The organism is Actinospineispora eucalypti (genome assembly GCF_039543365.1).
Classification (GTDB): Bacteria; Actinomycetota; Actinomycetes; order Mycobacteriales; family Pseudonocardiaceae; genus Pseudonocardia; species Pseudonocardia eucalypti.
This window is the reverse complement of record NZ_BAABJP010000068.1, coordinates 20617-36982: the sequence shown is the minus strand read 5'-3', so window position 1 is coordinate 36982 and position 16366 is coordinate 20617. Positions and strand designations below refer to the sequence as shown.

Here is a 16366-nt window from a genome sequence, read left to right as displayed (position 1 = left end):
ACGGCCCCTAAGAGATCGGCCTGACCCAGCACCTGGGTCAGGCCGATTTTTTACGCCGAGACGGCGTTCTTCGGCTTCTCCGGCTCGCCGCCGCCGAGACCCAACCGGCTGGCCACGCCCCAGCGGGCGACCTGCCAGAGCGCCTCCCGAACGATGGAGCCGCTCATCTTGGACTGCCCGCGCTCCCGTTCGGTGAAGGTGATCGGCACCTCGCGCACCCGGAAGCCGGCGCGCACCGCGCGCCAGGCCATGTCGATCTGGAAGCAGTAGCCCTGCGACTGCACCTCGGCCAGGCCCAGCGCGCTCAGCACCTCGCGGCGGTACACCCGGTAGCCCGCCGTGATGTCCCGGACGCGGGCGCCGAGCGCCAACCGCGCGTACAGGTTGGCCCCCCGGGAGAGCGCCTCCCGGTGCTTCGGCCAGTTCACCACCGTACCGCCGGGCACGTACCGGGAGCCGATCACCACATCGGCCTTCTCGAGCGCGGACAGCATGTCGGGCAGGGTCTCCGGCGGGTGCGAGCCGTCGGCGTCCATCTGCACGATGACCCGGTAGCCCTGCTCCAGCGCCAGGCCGAAGCCGGCCACGTAGGCCCGGCCGAGGCCGCCCTTCCCGGTCCGGTGCAGCACCCGCACCCTGGGGTCCTCGGCGGCCAGCTGGTCGGCCAGCTCGCCGGTGCCGTCCGGGCTGGCGTCGTCGACCACCAACAGGTGCGCCGAGGGCACCGCCGCGCGCACCCGGTCCACGATCGGCCCCAGGTTGTCCCGCTCGTTGTAGGTCGGGATGACCACCAGCAGTTCCGCGCCGTCGCCCCCGCGGTGCTCGTCAGTCATCCTCGTCCTCTCCGCTCGTCTCCGGTTGCCGTCCCGGCCGCGAAGCGGCCCGCCGCCCGCGACCGGCCACCGCGGCGGCCAGGGCGGCCACCCCGAAGGCCACCAACAGCCACTCGGGAATCGCGCCCAGCCGGGTGGCCAGCGTCGTGGTCGTGCGCAGCGGCACCCGTTCCACCAGGGCCGCCGGGGCGAACAGCGCCGAGCGCGCTTGCACGCCGCCGTCCGGGGCAATGATCGCACTTACCCCGCTGGTCGCCGCCACCAGGACCGAACGATCATGCTCGACCGCCCGCAGCCGGGACATGGCGAGCTGTTGGAAGGTCATCTCGGAACGCCCGAAGGTGGCGTTGTTGGTGGGTACCGCCAGCAGCTGGGCGCCGTTGCGCACACTGTCGTTGACCAGGTCGTCGAAGGCGATCTCCCAGCAGATGGCCACCCCGACCGGGACCTGGTTGAGCGTGACCACGCCGGGGCCGACCCCCGGCTCGAAGAACCCGGCCCGGTCGGCGTACTCGGAGAACAACCGGAAGAAGCCGCGCCACGGAAGGTACTCGCCGAACGGCTGCACCCGGCGCTTGTCGTTGCGCTGCACCGGCCCGGCGACCGGGTCCCAGACCAGCGCGGAGTTGGTGGTGTGCTTGCCGTCCGGCTGCACCAGTACCGCGCCCACCAGGATGGGCCGGCCGACCTCGTGGGCGGCGACACTGATCTCGCGGTAGGCGTCGGCGTTGCGCAGCGGGTCGATGTCCGAGGAGTTCTCCGGCCAGATCACCAGGTCGGGCCGGGCGGCCCGGCCGGCCCGCACGTCCTCGGCCAGCCGCAGCGTGCGCTTCACGTGGTTGTCCAGCACGGCCCGGCGCTGCGCGTTGAAGTCCAGGCCCAGCCGGGGCACGCTGCCCTGGATGGCCGCCACCGTGACGGTCCGGTCGGACGGGGTCGGGGTGGCGGAGCCGGCCGCACCGGTCAGCCCGGCCGGCGCGGCGACCGCCGCCAGCAGCGGCAGCACCGCGCAGCCGGTGGCGACCAGGGCGCTCCGGCGCCCGGCCTCCCCCGCCGGCCGCCGGGCCAGCACCCGGACCAGGGCGGCCAGCCCGAACCCGGTGAGCACCACGGCGAACGAAACCAGTGGGGTGCCGCCGATCGCGGCCAGCCGGGCGAACGGCCCGTCGGCCTGCGAGTAGGCCACCTTGCCCCACGGGAACCCGCCGAACGGCACCCTGGCCGCCGCCGCCTCGGTGGCCACCCACACCGCCGCCGCCCACACCGGCGCGACCGGCAGCCGGCCAACCACGGCGATCGCCGCCGCACCGGCGGCCAGGAACAGCGCCTCGAGCAGCGCGAGCACCAACCAGGGCAGCGGGCCGACGTAGATGCCGATCCAGGGCAACAGGGGCACGAAGAAGCCGAGCCCGAACAACAGCCCCAGTGCGAAGCCGGTCCGGGGGCGCCGGCCGCGCAGGGCCGCGCCCAGCAGGGCGAAACCGAGCGGGGCCAGCCACCACAGGGTGCGCGGTGCGCACGCGGCGTACAACAGAACACCGCCGAGCGGCGCGGCCAGCCAGCGGGCCGCCGCGCCGACCCAGGCGGGCGGTCGACCGGGACCGAGCGCGGCGGGCCGGTCCGGTTCGGTCGGCGGCCGCACCGATGCCGGGAGAGGCGTCACCTGGCCAGACTAGTGGCTCCCGCCCGCACCTAACTGGGCGCGGGCTCGGCCGGCGCGTTCCGCGCCAGTGTCTCCCGACCGGCTCAGATCGGGCGCTTCGGCATCATCACCCAAAGCACCAGGTAGATGACGAACTGCGGCCCCGGGAGCAGGCAGGACAGTACGAACAGCAACCGCACCAGGGTGGCGTTCATGCCGAACCGGTCGGCCAGCCCGGCGCACACCCCCGCGATCACCTTGCCGTGTTGCGGACGGGTCAGGGTCGAGCTCACTGGTTCCTCCTTCGTCGAGGCACCTCACGTGCCCCTCTCCTCATCAGAATGCCCGCTCCCGGGGCGGCTTGAACTCGGGATCTTCCCCGACTTCGCGCTAGGGGTAACCCCGAACTCCCCCCGTTCGGCCCAACGCGAATCGGCGAGCGCCCGGGCCGCCCGGCATCGGTGGCGGCCGTGTACCCGTCCGGCGAGTACTCCGGGGGCGGCTCCCTGGCTACCGTGATCAAATGGCTCCGGGAAGGGTAACGTTGCTGGTCACCGCGCTGACCGTGGCGACGCTCGGCGCACTGCCGGCGCCGACGGCCCGGGCGGCGACCATCTGGCCGGTGCCGAACCGGCCGGCCGCGTTGGTCGTGCTGGGCGACAGCTCCGCGTCCGGGGAGGGTGCCGGCGACTACCAGTCCGGCACCCGGGGCATGCCGGGCAACTGGTGTCACCGCTCCCGGAACGCGTACATCGGCCGCACCGGGCTGCCCGGCACCCCGGTGAACCTGGCCTGCTCGGGCGCCACGGCGGCGGACGTCTCGCTCGCGCCCGCCGGCACCGAGGAGTCACAGGCGCGGAAGCTCGGCACGCTGGCCCGGACCAAGCGGGTAGAGACCGTGGTGGTGCAGGCCGGCGCCAACGACGAGCCCGACTTCGCCGGCACGCTCGTGAGCTGCGCGACCGCGTACCTCACGCCCCGGACGCCCGGGTGCGCCGAGACGCTGGCGCGGGAGTGGCCGGACCGCCTGGACGCGATGGCCCCCAAGGTGGAGCGGGCGCTGCGCGACGTGCGCACCGCGCTGCGTCGCGCCGGCTACCGCGACCGCGACTACACGCTGATCGTGGCGTCCTACCCGTCCCCGGTCACCGAGCGGCTCGAGGCCGAGGATGATCCCGTCGGGCTCCGAACCGGGCGCCCGACTCCAGCCAGCGTCGGGCTCGGCTGCCCGTTCCGGCCCGAGGATGCCCGGTGGGCGCGCACCGAGGCGGTGCCTCAGCTGTCCGAACGGCTGCGCGAGGTGGCCGACCGGGTCGGCGCGCGCTTCCTCGACCTGTCCCGGGCCACCGAGGGCCACGAGGCGTGCGCCGGCGGGTCGGAGTGGGTGCGCCGGCTGACGGTCAGCCCGGACGCGTTCCTGCACGGCGGGCTCGGCCACCTGGCCCAGGAGTCGTTCCACCTGAACGCCGCCGGCCACGGCAAACTCGCCGACTGCCTCGCCGAGTTCGTGCGCAGCGAGGAACCCGAGGCGCACTGCGTGGCCGGGCGGCTGGACGCCAGCCCGGAAATTCCGTTCTAGTCGCTATGCGGAGAATTCGTCGGCAATGAGCGCACCGAGTTCCAGGAATGCGTAACGGGTTTCGTCCCGCATGGCGCCCAGGTCCAGCCGGCCGCCGGTGGCCAGGTGCGGGTCGTAGGGAATCTCCACCACCGCCCGGGTCCGGCCCAGGAAATGCGCCCGCACCCTTTCCCGGTCGATCTCCGGACTCACCCGGTCACAGCACAACACCACCACGGCATCCGCCACCTGCTCGGCGTAGCCGTGCGCGACCAGCCAGTCCAACGTCTTCGACGCCCGCGACGAACCGTCCACCGTCGGCGCCCCGACCACCACCAGCGAGTCCGCCAACGCCAGCGTGCCCTCCATCGCGGAGTGCACCAGACCCGTACCCGAATCGGTGATGATGATGTTGTAGAAGCGGGCCAGAACCGCGCAGATCTGCTCGTACTCCTGCCGATTGAACGCCTCGCTCATCGCCGGATCCTGCTCCGACGCCAACACCTGCAGACGACCCGCCAACGACGTGTAGTGCGACACCGCCGTCAACGAGTCGATCTCGTCGATGTTGTCCAACATCTGCCGGACCGTCACGCCGATCTCACCGGTCAACCGGTCCGCCAACGTCCCCGCATCCGGGTTGGCATCCACCGCGACCACCCGGTCACCCCGGTGCTCGGCCAGCGTCAACCCCAGAACCGCCGAGACCGTGGTCTTGCCCACGCCGCCCTTCAACGAGGACACCGCGATCTGGTGCGCCCCCGGCAGATGCCGGCGAACCCGGCGCAACAACACGTTCCGCGCCGCCTCGACCTCGCTCACGCCCGGGTTCATCCGGCCGCCGGAGGCCATGTAGACCGCGCCCCGCCAACCGGTGGTGGGCCGCTCGGCCCGGGGCCGCACGATCGTCTCGTCGGTCAGGTCGGCGGCCGTGGCCATCCGGGGCTGGCCGCCGGGCGCGCCCCACTCCTGCTGCCCGTAACCCGGCGCGCTCACCGGGTAGTACGGGTGTTGGGGGTGCTGCGGGGTCGGCGCCTGGTACGCGGCCGGCTGCTGCGTGGGCCGCGGCGTGGATGCCGGCGGCTGGGGCCTGACCGGCGGTGGCGCGGGCGGAGCTGGGTGGGCGGGGCGGGCGGACTGGCCGGGGCGGGCAGGGTGGGCTGGATCAGCCGGGCGGGGCGCGCTCACCGGGGTGGGCGAGCTGGCCGGTGGCGCCGGCGTGTGGGCCGTGGGACGCGCGGCCGGCGGGCGGGGCACGGGCTTGGCGGGCGGCTGCGGCCGTGGGGACGCCTTGCGCGCGGCACCGCTCTCACCGTTGCTGTTGGCCCGCGCCACCGCGCCGACGGTCACGCCCGAGCCGGCTCCGTCCGAGGAAAGCACAGCCTCGTCCTCGGCGCCGTAGTCCGACTCGTCGTCACCGCCGCGCAGTCGCCGGCCGGCCGCGCGGTGCGCCGCGCTGCAGTACCGGCGCGCGGGCTTGCCCGGCACCTGCTCGATCATCACCTCGCACCCAGGCAGGGCGCACTGTTGCAAAGCCACGTCCCCCATATTCCCTACTCCCGCGCATCGACCTACCGACGCTCCACCGGCACACACCCTAATCAATCTTCATACCCACGGTACCTCCCACCGGGGTGTTCCCGCGCTGATCGTTCGGTTCCGCCGCCCGCTCGGCGGACAATCCCGCTCGGTCGCGGGCAAGCTGAACCGCCGATGGGGCCGATCGGCGTAGTCCTACCGGCGCGTGGAGCAACTGGACAACTCCTCGACGCGGTTCGGGCGCCGGTGGCCGATACCGCGTCACCTCCGCTCTCAGGTTCGCCCGCCGCCCCGGCCCGGCTACCTAGATTCGGCACCGCTTCACCCAACCCGGCTGTTCGTGCTCCCCCCTGTCCGGCCCCCCACCGGACAGCGCGAACTCCCCCGGCCGGATGACCGTGAACAGCGACTTCGAGGAGCTTTGATCCCGTGACGGAGCCCATTCCAACCCTGCGTGGCATGCGCCGGCAACGCCAACGCGGCCGGCGGCGGGTAGCCGCGGTAACCGCCGGCAGCGCCGCCGGCGCGACCGCGCTGGCCGCCGCCTTCGGTGCGATCCTGGCCAGCGGCCAGCAGGCGTCCGCCGAGGCCGGCGCCGCCAACCCCGCGCCCGCCGAGGCGGCGTTCGCACCGGTCGACCACGGCGCCCACTACCCGGCGGCCCCCCGGCCCACCCCCGACGCCGCGCCGAAACCGCTGCCCAAGCAGGTGCCACCCACCACCACCCGCAAGACCACGGCGGCGAAGCCACCGGCCGCCCGCCAGCAGCTCACCGCGCCCGCCGCGACACCCAAGAACACCCCCAAGGAGACCGCCCAGGCCCCGACCGGAGCTACGTGAGCACCCTGACCGACCGCCCCGCCGCGCCGGGCCGGGTCGGCTTCCCGGCCCTGGGTACGACGGTGTTACTCCTGGTCAGCGACCCGGCGCTGGCCGAGACGGCGGAGGCCGTACTGCGCGCGCAGCTGGCCGAACTGGACCGGGCCTGCAGCCGGTTCCGGGCCGACTCGGAGATCACCGACCTGCACCGCAGGGCCGGCCGGGTCACCCACGTCGGCCCGCTGCTCGGTGAGGCGCTGGACGTGGCGCTGCGGGCGGCGGAACTGACCGACGGCCTGGTCGACCCCACCGTCGGCGCCGCGATGCACACGCTCGGCTACGACCGGGACTTCGCCGAGGTGGCCGCGACCGACCCCGGCCCGGCGGCCCCGGCCACGCACCGGATCAGGCCCGCGCCCGGCTGGTGGCGCCTGCACTGGGAACCGGCCACCAGGGAGGTACTGCTCCCCCGGGGCGTGCACCTGGACCTCGGCGCGACGGCCAAGGCACTCGCCGCCGACCGGGCCGCGGCCTCGGCGGCCCGGGCCACCGGGTGCGGCGTGCTGGTCAGCATCGGCGGGGACGTCAGCGTGGCCGGCCCGGCGCCGGACGGCGGCTGGCGGATCGCGGTGGCCGACGACCACCGGGATGCGCTGGACGCGCCGGACCAGGCGGTGGCGATTTCCGGCGGCGGCCTGGCCACCTCCAGCACCGCGGTGCGGGCCTGGCACCGGGGTGGCCGGCGGCACCACCACATCGTGGACCCGCGCACCGGGAACAACCCCGATCCGGTGTGGCGCACGGTCACCGTCGCGGCGCGCAACTGCGTGGACGCGAACATCGCCAGCACGGCCTCGGTCGTGCTCGGCACCGAAGCACCCACCTGGCTGGCCGAGCACCACCTGCCGGCCCGCCTGGTGGCCGAGGACGGCCGGATCGAACGGACCCCGGGCTGGCCGGCCGAAGACGAGGGAGTTTGATCGATGGGCCAGACGCTCTGGTTCGCCAGCCGGGCGACCGGGCTGGTGGCGTTGGTACTGCTCACCACGAGCCTGGCGCTCGGGGTGGCGATGGCCGGGCGGGCCGCCGGGCCGCGATGGCCGAGGTTCGCGCTCGGCGCCGTGCACCGCAACCTCTCGCTGACCACCCTGATGTTCCTCGCGGTGCACGTCTCGACCGCGGTCATCGACCCGTACGCCAAGATCGGCTGGCTGGACGCCGTGGTGCCGTTCGTATCCGTCTACCAGCCGTTCTGGCTGGGCCTGGGCGCGGTCGCGCTGGACCTGATGCTGGCCGTACTGGTGACCAGCGTGGTGCGGCCGCGGGTCGGCCCCCGGCTGTGGCGGGCGGTGCACTGGAGCGGCTACCTGTGCTGGCCGGTGGCCGTGGTGCACGGTCTCGGCATCGGCGGCAAGGACAGCGAGTTGGGCTGGGTGATCGCGCTGAACGCCTTCTGCGCGCTGGTGGTGCTGTTCGCGGTCTTCTGGCGGCTGCGCACCAGGGGCACCGATCCCGACCACGAGGCCCGGCAGGCCACCGGGGCCTTCGCCTCGGTACGGGGGCGGTGACCCGATGGGCCGTCATTCCCTGGTGGAAGACCCGCCGCTGGTCATTGACCTGGTCGAGGAAGCCCCCGCCACCGCACCCATCCACGTCCCGGCCCGGCGGGCCGCGACCACGACGCCCCGATCCGCGCCCGTCATACCCCAGCCCCGGACCGGCAACACTCACTCCGGCGAGCTGCCCAGGGTCGCGCCGGAGCACCGGCTGTTCTCCCGTTGGGCGGAGACCGGCCAGCCGGCCGGGCTGGACGAGCACCTGGACCGGTTCGGGCCGCTCCCCCGGGCCGAGTTCGCCCGCCGCCGCGGCGCGGAGGCGCTGCTCGAGCTGACCGAACGGGCCGGCCTGCGCGGCCGGGGCGGCGCCGGCTTCCCGCTGGCCCGCAAGATGGCCTCGGTGGTCGAGTCCCGCAACGGGCGCCGCCGGCCGGTGCTGGTGGCCAACGGCTGCGAGGGCGACCCGACCAGCCGCAAGGACCGGCTGCTCATGTACGCCGCCCCTCACCTGGTGCTGGACGGCATGGCGCTGGCCGCGCACGCGGTGGGCGCGGAGCAGTCCATGCTGTGCCTGGGCCGGGGCAGCCGGCTGCTGGAGCCGCTGGAGGCGGCCATCGCGGAGCGCACCGACGACCCCGCCGACGTGCACCCGGTGACCGTGCCGCACCGGTACGTGGCCAGCGAGGCCTCCGCCCTGGTGAACTTCCTGACCAACGGGGACGCCCGGCCGACCGGGCCGAGGCCCCTGCCGTCGGAGCGCGGAGTACAGGGCCGGCCGACCCTGGTGGCCAACGTGGAGACGCTCGCCCACCTGGCGTTGATCGCCCGCAACGGCGCCGACTGGTTCCGCGCCCGGGGCACCCCGGAGTCGCCGGGCACCATGCTGGTCACCGTGGCCGGCGCGGTGCGCAGGGCGGGGGTGCACGAGGTGGATCTCGGCGCCCCGGCCGGCCAGCTGCTGCGGTTGGCCGGCGGCACCGACGGCCCGTCCCCGGCGGTGTTGCTCGGCGGCCTCGGTGGCGGCTGGCTGCCGCTGCCGGCGGCCGAGAACCTGGCGCTCGCGCACCGGGAGTGCGCGGAGGCCGGCGTCGGGCTGGGGGTGGCCTCGGTCGTCGCGCTGCCGGCGGAGGCGTGCGGGGTGACGGTCACCGCCGAGATCGCCCGCTACCTGGCCGAAGAGTCGGCCCGCCAGTGCGGGCCCTGCATGTTCGGGCTGCCGGCGGTGGCCGAGGACATGCGCGCGCTGGCCGACGGCGAGGTGGACGAGGCGCTGGCGCAGCGGCTGCACCGGCGGCTCGCGGTGATCCCCCGGCGCGGTGCCTGCGCCCACCCGGACGGCTCGGTACGACTGGTGAACAGCGCACTGCGGGTGTTCGCCGACGACGTCGCCGAGCACCTGAGCGGCCGGCCCTGCCGGCGGGCGGGCGCCACCGCGCTGCCCCTGCTCGGCAGCCTGACCAGCGACCGGGAGGACTGGACATGAGCCGGCTGCGGGTGGATCCGATCGGCTGCCGGGCCCACGGGCTGTGCCACGAGCTGTTGCCGGAACTGGTCGCCCTGGACGAATGGGGTTATCCCGTCCTCACCGAGGACCCGGTGCCGGCCGGGCTGGTCTCGCACGCCAAGCGCGCGGCGGCGGCCTGCCCGACCCTCGCGCTGCGGCTGCGCGCCGAATAACACGGCGCGTGATCGCTCGATCGGGCTAATAGGGCCAAATGAGTTAATGCTCCGGCCGTCCGCCGCGATGATCCTTACGCACAGGTGATCAGCGCACGCGGCGAACGGAGGCCCCCGATGCACCAGGTTCCCACCCGGATCGCGTTGGCCAGCTCGGTACTGGTGCTGGGCTCGGTCGGCACGGTCAGCGCGGTGAACCTGCAGTCCGCTCCGATGCCGTTCGGCGCGGTTCCGGGCACCCCCAGCGCGATGACCGGCCCGGAGCTGCTGCCCGCGCCGGCCGCGCCCGGCCCGATCGAGCGGGTGCCCGGTGCGCCCCGTGCGAGTGCCCCGACCAGCCCGAGTGCCGCCGCGCCGAAGGCGAAGAAGCCGAGCAGGAGCGTCGCCGACGAACTGGTGGCGATCGGCCGCGCGCCGCTGAAGAAGGGCACCGTCTCGGTGCCGGTGCGGAACGCCGAGAAGCCGGCCCGCAGGACGGTGGAGAAGGTGGAGCGGGCCGCCAAGAGCCACCGGAAGACCGACCGGCAGGTCAGGCGGGACGTCGAGGACTACAACGACTACACCGAGACCGCGCGCGACCGCACCGAGGACGACACCTTCGACCGCGCGATCGACAGCTACCAGCGGGCGGCGGTGAACCACTACGCGGACCAGTGGGGCGGTCCAATGGCGAGGAGTGCGATGGGCTCCTACGGCGGCTACTCCAGCCCGGCCTCGTACCGGAGCATCGGCGGGTTCGGCGGATCGGACTCCGGCTACGTCGGCAAGCACCGCGCGGCCGGCTGACGCGGGGGCCGCGCGGCGGTACCTCCCGCGACCGGCGTGTTCCGCCCCGTCAGCCGACGATCACCAGCGGCCGTGCGATGTTCATGGCGATGAACACGGCGAAGAACAGCAGCGTGATCGACAGGTCCAGGTCCACGTTGCCCAGCCGGATCGGCGGGATCCACTTGCGCAGCAGCCGGATCGGCGGGTCGGTCACCACGAACGCCACCTCGAGCGTGCCGGCGGCCAGCGCCGAGCTCGGCCCGCGCCACTTGCGGGCGAAGCTCTTCACCACCTCGACCACGAGCCGCGCGACCAACGCGAGCCAGAAGAAGAACAGCAGGTAGTAGATCGCGAACTGCACGCCGATGGCCATGCTCCCAGTGTGCCGTGTCCGCGCGGCCGGCGTTCGGCAGCCCCGCCCCGCAAATGAGTATCAATCTTTCTCGTTCAATTGAGTGAGTTTTTGCGCCATTATGAGCTGTGCCACGAACCAGATCGACAAAAGAGGCCACTGATGCATCTGAGGCAGATGTGACTCCTGAGGCGGTGGTGAGTACCCGGGAGCGCGCGGTCGCGCTGCGCGGCGAGCTCTGGCAGCGGCATGTCTCGCTGCGGGATCTCCGGCCGGGCGGCGACGACTACGACGACGCCGTCGAGGAGCTGGTCGAGCTGACCACGGCACTGCTGGAGGCGGAGGCCGAGGCGAAGACCCGGGCCGCCCACCGCCGCCCCGGCCGGATCGGCCCGGTGCTCTCCTACCTCTTCGCCGCGCTCTGCGTGACGGGCGCCGTGCTGGCCGGGCTGTTCGCGCCGGCGCTGGCCCCGGCTGCCCGATGGGTGCTGGTCGGCCTGCTCGCCGCCGCCGCGCTGGCGGCCGCGCTACTCCCCTTACGGCGGACCGGAGCAGAAAGGAGCGCCCCCGAGGATGGGCGAGCAGGTGCTTGAGGCGAACCGGTCGGACTCCCCGGACGAGGACCCCGAACCGGAAGCGAAACTCGTTGACGTGATCCCCGCGCCGCGCCCGGGAGAGCCGTCGGACGGACGGGACGGCATGGCCGGACTGGGACTGCGGGTGGACCGGCTGGAACGGCTGCTCTGGGCCACCTCCGCCGAGGAGGACGGCGAACCCGAGCCGGATCCGGAGCTGGTCGGGCTGGCCAAGTCGGCCGAGTATGCGCAGACACTGAGCACGATGCTGCTCACCCCGAAGGTGCGCGCCGCGTGCGAGCAGGCCATCGAGTCCTGGCAGCACTGGCGCCGGGAGCACGACCGCGTGCGGTACGACGCGGTGGAGGCCTCCCGGGTCATCGCCATCACCGCCGGGGGCAAGGAGCGGCACACCGAGGCGGTGCGGGCCTTCGAGTCCGCGCGCGAGGAGCTGGCCGCGCTGCGCGCCGTCGAGCGGCAGGCCCGCAACGCGGCGAGCCACGCCACCGCGCAGCTGGCGCACGACGAGGAGGTCCGGGAGCGCTACCAGCCGGAGATCAACGCGGGGCACCGGGCCTGGGCCACCCTGATGGCCCGGCTGCGGGCCGGCGTCGGCGGGGCGGTGGAGCGGGCCGAACCATTGCCCGGATGGCTGGTGACCTCGCTCGGTTCGCCTCCGGTGGGCGACCCGGACCGGTGGCTGGACCTCGCCGCCCAACTGCTCGCGTACCGGATCACCTACGCGGTCGGTGACCCGAGCCGGCCGCTCGGCGACGAACCCACGGCAACGCACAGCTCCCGGTGCCGCCAGTGGCACCGGGAGCTGCGCGGTCAGCTGGAGCGCTGGCAGTACGAGGGGTGAAACCGCCAGACGCTGCTCCCGCGCGCGCCGAACCGGGCGCACGCTCAGCCAGCGCGTTCCGCGCTGTCAGCCGACGTGACCGGTGACCAGCGGGTCACCGACGAAACCGAAGCCCTGCAGCATGCCGAGCAGCTCGCGGTGGCCGAACGCCTGGCAGGCGGAAGCGAAGCCGGCCCTGCGCGGCCCGGCGACGATCAGCTGGCGGGCGGCGTAGGCCTGGATGGCACCGGTCTGCAGGTAGGTCGCGTTGCCGTGGATCACGCACTGCACCAGCTTGTTCGGGCCGCGGCCGATGACCGAGTCCAGGGTGCGGTGCAGCCGGCGGTTCTCCCGGGGCGGCATGCCGCCCTGCACACCGGCGGCCTGCTCCTCCAGCGCCTTGGCCTGCTCCTCCGGCGGCAGCGGCTTGATGTTGTCCTCGAAGTGCTTGGCCATCTGGGCCACGCCCTCCATCAGGCCCTGGTCGAACACGCCGGACAGCGCCTTCGCATTGGCCACGCGCGGGTCGTCCTGCCACCACACCGGGTGCGCCGTGCCGCCCCAGGGCAGCGCGGTGAAGATCTCGTGCTGGCCCGGCACCTGGACCTTGAACGAGGCCGCGCCCGGCCACTGGACCAGCTTGTCCTGCTCCAGGTAGAAGTGGTCGGCGGCGAGGATGGTGAAGATGCTCTGGGTGGACGCGAAGGTCGGCGTGCCGGAGAACAGGCACAGGATGTCCAGGCTGTCGATGCCCCCGGTCTCCAGCACCACGTTGGCCGCGATGTCGCTGACCGAGTGCATGTAGGCGGTGGACGGGCCGAGCAGCAGGCCCTCGTCGGCGAACTTCTGGCCGTAGGCGTCCCGCGCGTGCAGCACCCAGTTCTGCTCGCCGGTGGTGTCCACGTAGTGGCAGCCGGCGGCCAGTGCGGCCTGCACGACCTCGTCGCCGTAGCTGGCGAACGGGCCGACGGTGTTGCAGATGACCTGGGAGCCCCGGAACAGCTCGGTCAGCGCCTCCACGGTGTGCTCCACCTCGACCACGTCGTAGTCGATGGTGTCGATGCCCGGCACGTGCTCGATCGCCTCGGTGATCCGCTTGGCGTTCCGGCCGGCGGCGACGAAGGGCAGGTTGAACTCGCGGAGATACTCGGCGACCAGGCGGCCGGTGTAGCCGCTGGCGCCGTAGATGACGACGGGTTTGTCAGTGCTCACTGAAGGTTCCTGTCCTCTGCTCGGAGTCGGTTGGTCGACACCTGGTTGACGCCTATGACGCCTAGTTGACGCCGCGCTCGCGTCCGCCCCAGTGCACGGCGCGCAGCGCGGGTTTGTCGTGCTTGCCAACGGCGGTCAGCGGGATCGCGTCCACGAAGTCCACCGTCTTGGGGGTGAGCACCGGCCCCTTGCGCTCGCGCACGTAGGCGATCAGCTCGGCGGCGTCCACCGAGGCTTCGGGGTCCTTGACCACCACGGCCTTGACGCTCTCGCCCCACTTCTCGTCCGGCACCCCGATCACCGCGACGTCCCGCACCGCGGGGTGGCTGAACAGGGTGGACTCCACCTCCTTGGGGTACACGTTGAACCCGCCGGAGATGATCATGTCCTTCTTGCGGTCCACGATGTAGAGGAAGCCCCGGTCGTCCACCTTGGCCACGTCACCGGTGCACAGCCAGCCGTTGCGGACCGCGCTCGCGGTCTCCTCGGGCTTGTTCCAGTAGCCCAGCATGATGTGCGGGCCCTGCGCCACGATCTCGCCGGGCTGGCCGTCCGGCACGTCGTTCAGTTCGTCGTCCACCAGACGCACGTCGGCGATGGCCACCGGGCGGCCGCAGGAGGACAGCGGTTCGAGGTTGCCGGTCTCGACCGCCTCGGCGTGGTCGCTCTTGCGCAGCGCGGTCAGCTGGTTCGGCGCCTCGGTCTGCCCATAGAGCTGGGAGAAGATCGGGCCGAAGGTGTCGATGCCCTGCAGCAGCCGCTCCCGGCCGATCGGCGAGGCACCGTAGATCAGCGTCTGCAGCGACTCCATGCCCTCGGTGCCGGACTTGAGGTTGTCCAGCAGCACGTAGATCATGGTCGGCACCATCATCGAGGCGGTGATCCGCTCCGACTTGGTGGCCGCGATGAAGCCCTGCGGGTCGAAGCCGCCGAGGATCACGTTGGTGCCGCCGCGCATCCAGACCGGCAGCACGAACAGGCCGCCCGCGTGGGTCAGCGGGGCCACGTGCCCGAACCGGTCCCGCTCGCCCAGGCCCAGCTCCAGCATCTCGCTGACCCAGGCGGAGACGAACGACCGGTGGCTGTGCTCGACGCCCTTGGGCCGGCCGGTGGTGCCGCCGGTGTAGAAGATGCCCAGCCGGTCGTCCGGGGATACCTCGGGCCGCCCCCGGCCGTCCGACTCCGCGTCCAGGAGCTTCGGCAGGTACGCGCCACCCTCCAGCACCGCGTCCGCGTCCACGCTGATCGCGCGCTCGAAGTCGGTCTCCGACCTGGCCTTCTCCACCCGGTCGGCCTTGCTGGCGTCGTGCACCACGACCCGGGCGCCCGAGTCGCCGATGATGTACGCGTGGTCCGAGGCGCTGGCCTTGGCGTTCAGCGGCACGATGGACAGGCCGGCCCACAGCGCCCCGTAGTAGACGTCCAGCAGTTCGGCCCGGTCGGTCATCAGGATGGCCACCCGGTCGCCCTTGGTCAGCCCCTGGGAGAGCAGGGCGCGCCCGGCCTTCCGGATGCGGGACAGCTGTTCGGTGTAGGTGATCCTGCGGTCGCCCTGCACCACGGCCGTGAGGGGGCCGTAGGCAGTGCCGCACCGCTCGATCAGCGCACCGGCGCTGTGCACCAACATGCGACTCCTCCTGCCCGTTGCTCGAAACGTCCACAGTGATCCTGGTCGTCCCGGCCGGTCCGGCCAATGTCGACGGCCCACCCTTTGCCGACGGGCGACAGTGGGATTCCGACATACGATCGACCCGGACAGCCCAGGCGTCACCGGCGACAGAACCAGGAGCGCGTAGTGAACAAGCTGCGGTTCGGCATCTTCATGCCCCCGTTCAACAGCCCACCCACCCAGAACGCCACCACCTCGCTGCAGCGGGACATCGAGACGCTGCAGCTGATGGACCGGCTCGGCTACGACGAGGCCTGGATCGGGGAACACCACTCCGCCGGCACCGAGATCATCGCCGACCCGCTCACCTTCATCGCCCACGCCGGCGCGGTGACCAGGAACATCAAGCTGGGCACCGGGGTCGTCTCGCTGCCGTACCACAACCCGCTGTGGGTAGCCGACCAGGCGATCCTGGTGGACCACCTGCTGCGCGGGCGGCTCATGCTCGGCGTCGGTCCCGGCTCGCTGCCCACCGACGCGGAGATGATCGGCCTCGAGCCGGCGCAGCTGCGCCCGGCCCTGGGCGAAGACCTGGAGGTGCTGCTGCGGCTGCTGCACACCGACGAGCGGGTCAGCCACCGGACCGACCGGTACAACCTGGTGGACGCGCGGACCCAGCTGGCCCCGTACACCGACCCGTGCTTCGAGATCGCGGTGGCCGCGACCGTCTCCCCCGCCGGGCCGATCCTGGCCGGCACGCACGGCCTCGGGCTGCTCTCCCTCGGCGCGACCACCCGCGAGGGGTTCGACGTGCTGGCACACCACTGGAACGTGGTGGAGGCGGAGGCCAACCGGCACGGCCGGACCACCGATCGGTCCCGCTGGCGGCTGGTCGGCCCGATGCACATCGCGGAGACGAAGAAACAGGCCATCGAGGACGTCCGCTACGGGTTCGACCAGTTCTGCGACTACACCCAGCGCACCCTGGCGCTGCCCACCTTCCGCGCCGAGGGCGACACCTTCGAGGAGCGGGTGGCCTGGATCAACGAGACCGGGCTGGGCGTGATCGGCACGCCGGACGAGGCGATCACCCAGATCCAGCGGCTGGTGGACCAGTCCAACGGCGGCTTCGGCTGCTACATGATGATGCAGCACGACTGGGCCAACTGGGAGGCGACGCAGCGGCACTACGAGCTGTTCGCCCGGCACGTGATGCCGGCCTTCCAGCCGTCCCAGCGGCGGCTGCTGGCCGCCGAGTCCTGGGCGCGCGGCCGGCACGGCGAGCTGGACGCGAAGAACGGCGCCGCGATCCAGGCCTGGTCGGACAAGTACCACGCGGAACGCAAGGCGGAGGAGGCCGGCGCGGGCTGAGGGGCTGTCCCGAA

Annotated in this window: 17 protein-coding genes; 10 read left to right on the top strand and 7 right to left on the bottom strand. The window is 72.9% G+C overall.

Features of this window, described 5'->3' with window-relative positions:
• Nucleotides 1-50: 50 nt before the first annotated feature.
• The 3 genes from ABEB12_RS40470 to ABEB12_RS40460 form a co-directional block, all read right to left on the bottom strand.
• Nucleotides 51-833: a glycosyltransferase gene (locus ABEB12_RS40470; RefSeq protein ID WP_185065605.1), complete on the bottom strand. Its 783-nt coding sequence runs from the start codon at nucleotides 831-833 to the stop codon at nucleotides 51-53.
• Nucleotides 826-2496 carry an apolipoprotein N-acyltransferase gene (gene lnt, locus ABEB12_RS40465; RefSeq protein WP_345703571.1) on the bottom strand — a complete coding sequence of 557 codons (1671 nt, stop codon included), beginning with the start codon at nucleotides 2494-2496 and terminating at the stop codon, nucleotides 826-828. Before lnt ends, ABEB12_RS40470 begins: the two co-directional genes overlap by 8 nt.
• A gap of 83 nt (nucleotides 2497-2579) precedes the next feature.
• The gene (locus tag ABEB12_RS40460; protein ID WP_185065604.1) at nucleotides 2580-2768 is read right to left on the bottom strand and encodes a PspC domain-containing protein; all 189 of its coding nucleotides are present in this window, start codon (nucleotides 2766-2768) and stop codon (nucleotides 2580-2582) included.
• 230 nt (nucleotides 2769-2998) lie between these two features.
• On the opposite strand from ABEB12_RS40460, the gene ABEB12_RS40455 reads away from it, so the two are divergent.
• On the top strand, nucleotides 2999-4054 hold the full coding sequence (locus ABEB12_RS40455) for a GDSL-type esterase/lipase family protein (protein WP_185065603.1): 1056 nt from the start codon (nucleotides 2999-3001) through the stop codon (nucleotides 4052-4054).
• A gap of 3 nt (nucleotides 4055-4057) precedes the next feature.
• Here ABEB12_RS40455 and ABEB12_RS40450 read toward each other — a convergent pair whose 3' ends face one another.
• A complete protein-coding gene (locus ABEB12_RS40450; RefSeq protein ID WP_345703570.1) occupies nucleotides 4058-5533 on the bottom strand; it encodes a nucleotide-binding protein in 1476 nt (491 codons plus the stop codon).
• A gap of 468 nt (nucleotides 5534-6001) precedes the next feature.
• Between ABEB12_RS40450 and ABEB12_RS40445 the strand changes: the two genes are divergently transcribed.
• The 6 genes from ABEB12_RS40445 to ABEB12_RS40420 all read left to right on the top strand — a co-directional run bounded on the left by ABEB12_RS40445 (nucleotide 6002) and on the right by ABEB12_RS40420 (nucleotide 10410).
• Nucleotides 6002-6412, top strand: coding sequence for a hypothetical protein (locus ABEB12_RS40445; protein ID WP_185065602.1), 411 nt, complete (start codon nucleotides 6002-6004; stop codon nucleotides 6410-6412).
• The gene (locus ABEB12_RS40440; protein ID WP_345703569.1) at nucleotides 6409-7371 is read left to right on the top strand and encodes an FAD:protein FMN transferase; all 963 of its coding nucleotides are present in this window, start codon (nucleotides 6409-6411) and stop codon (nucleotides 7369-7371) included. Before ABEB12_RS40445 ends, ABEB12_RS40440 begins: the two co-directional genes overlap by 4 nt.
• Before the next feature lie 3 nt (nucleotides 7372-7374).
• Nucleotides 7375-7959 (top strand): ferric reductase-like transmembrane domain-containing protein, encoded by a 585-nt coding sequence (locus ABEB12_RS40435; RefSeq protein ID WP_185065601.1) that lies wholly within the window; start codon nucleotides 7375-7377, stop codon nucleotides 7957-7959.
• A gap of 4 nt (nucleotides 7960-7963) precedes the next feature.
• Nucleotides 7964-9430, top strand: a complete 1467-nt coding sequence (locus ABEB12_RS40430; RefSeq protein ID WP_185065600.1) for an NADH-ubiquinone oxidoreductase-F iron-sulfur binding region domain-containing protein — start codon at nucleotides 7964-7966, stop codon at nucleotides 9428-9430.
• Nucleotides 9427-9624, top strand: coding sequence for a ferredoxin (locus ABEB12_RS40425; RefSeq protein WP_185065599.1), 198 nt, complete (start codon nucleotides 9427-9429; stop codon nucleotides 9622-9624). Before ABEB12_RS40430 ends, ABEB12_RS40425 begins: the two co-directional genes overlap by 4 nt.
• Before the next feature lie 117 nt (nucleotides 9625-9741).
• A complete protein-coding gene (locus ABEB12_RS40420) occupies nucleotides 9742-10410 on the top strand; it encodes a hypothetical protein (protein ID WP_185065598.1) in 669 nt (222 codons plus the stop codon).
• Nucleotides 10411-10459: 49 nt separating this feature from the next.
• Here the strand turns inward: ABEB12_RS40420 and ABEB12_RS40415 are convergent, their stop codons facing one another.
• Entirely contained in the window at nucleotides 10460-10765 is a 306-nt protein-coding gene (locus tag ABEB12_RS40415; RefSeq protein WP_185065597.1) for a YggT family protein, read from the bottom strand.
• A gap of 176 nt (nucleotides 10766-10941) precedes the next feature.
• Here ABEB12_RS40415 and ABEB12_RS40410 point away from each other — a divergent pair, with 176 nt between their 5' ends.
• The gene (locus ABEB12_RS40410; RefSeq protein ID WP_185065596.1) at nucleotides 10942-11337 is read left to right on the top strand and encodes a hypothetical protein; all 396 of its coding nucleotides are present in this window, start codon (nucleotides 10942-10944) and stop codon (nucleotides 11335-11337) included.
• On the top strand, nucleotides 11318-12181 hold the full coding sequence (locus tag ABEB12_RS40405) for a hypothetical protein (protein ID WP_185065595.1): 864 nt from the start codon (nucleotides 11318-11320) through the stop codon (nucleotides 12179-12181). Before ABEB12_RS40410 ends, ABEB12_RS40405 begins: the two co-directional genes overlap by 20 nt.
• A gap of 66 nt (nucleotides 12182-12247) precedes the next feature.
• Here ABEB12_RS40405 and ABEB12_RS40400 read toward each other — a convergent pair whose 3' ends face one another.
• Complete coding sequence (locus ABEB12_RS40400; RefSeq protein WP_185065594.1) at nucleotides 12248-13372, bottom strand: DUF5938 domain-containing protein; 1125 nt, start codon at nucleotides 13370-13372, stop codon at nucleotides 12248-12250.
• Nucleotides 13373-13433: 61 nt separating this feature from the next.
• Complete coding sequence (locus ABEB12_RS40395) at nucleotides 13434-14999, bottom strand: AMP-binding protein (protein ID WP_185065593.1); 1566 nt, start codon at nucleotides 14997-14999, stop codon at nucleotides 13434-13436.
• Between the two features lie 168 nt (nucleotides 15000-15167).
• Here ABEB12_RS40395 and ABEB12_RS40390 point away from each other — a divergent pair, with 168 nt between their 5' ends.
• A complete protein-coding gene (locus ABEB12_RS40390; protein ID WP_185065592.1) occupies nucleotides 15168-16352 on the top strand; it encodes an LLM class flavin-dependent oxidoreductase in 1185 nt (394 codons plus the stop codon).
• Nucleotides 16353-16366: the final 14 nt, after the last annotated feature.

What these genes read in the sequence shown, in the direction of transcription:
- ABEB12_RS40470 (WP_185065605.1), bottom strand. Translation starts at nt 833, where the DNA reads ATGACTGACGAGCACCGCGGGGGCGACGGCGCGGAACTGCTGGTGGTC.
- ABEB12_RS40455 (WP_185065603.1), top strand. Translation starts at nt 2,999, where the DNA reads ATGGCTCCGGGAAGGGTAACGTTGCTGGTCACCGCGCTGACCGTGGCG.
- ABEB12_RS40450 (WP_345703570.1), bottom strand. Translation starts at nt 5,533, where the DNA reads ATGATCGAGCAGGTGCCGGGCAAGCCCGCGCGCCGGTACTGCAGCGCG.
- ABEB12_RS40435 (WP_185065601.1), top strand. Translation starts at nt 7,375, where the DNA reads ATGGGCCAGACGCTCTGGTTCGCCAGCCGGGCGACCGGGCTGGTGGCG.
- ABEB12_RS40430 (WP_185065600.1), top strand. Translation starts at nt 7,964, where the DNA reads ATGGGCCGTCATTCCCTGGTGGAAGACCCGCCGCTGGTCATTGACCTG.
- ABEB12_RS40425 (WP_185065599.1), top strand. Translation starts at nt 9,427, where the DNA reads ATGAGCCGGCTGCGGGTGGATCCGATCGGCTGCCGGGCCCACGGGCTG.
- ABEB12_RS40420 (WP_185065598.1), top strand. Translation starts at nt 9,742, where the DNA reads ATGCACCAGGTTCCCACCCGGATCGCGTTGGCCAGCTCGGTACTGGTG.
- ABEB12_RS40415 (WP_185065597.1), bottom strand. Translation starts at nt 10,765, where the DNA reads ATGGCCATCGGCGTGCAGTTCGCGATCTACTACCTGCTGTTCTTCTTC.
- ABEB12_RS40405 (WP_185065595.1), top strand. Translation starts at nt 11,318, where the DNA reads ATGGGCGAGCAGGTGCTTGAGGCGAACCGGTCGGACTCCCCGGACGAG.
- ABEB12_RS40395 (WP_185065593.1), bottom strand. Translation starts at nt 14,999, where the DNA reads ATGTTGGTGCACAGCGCCGGTGCGCTGATCGAGCGGTGCGGCACTGCC.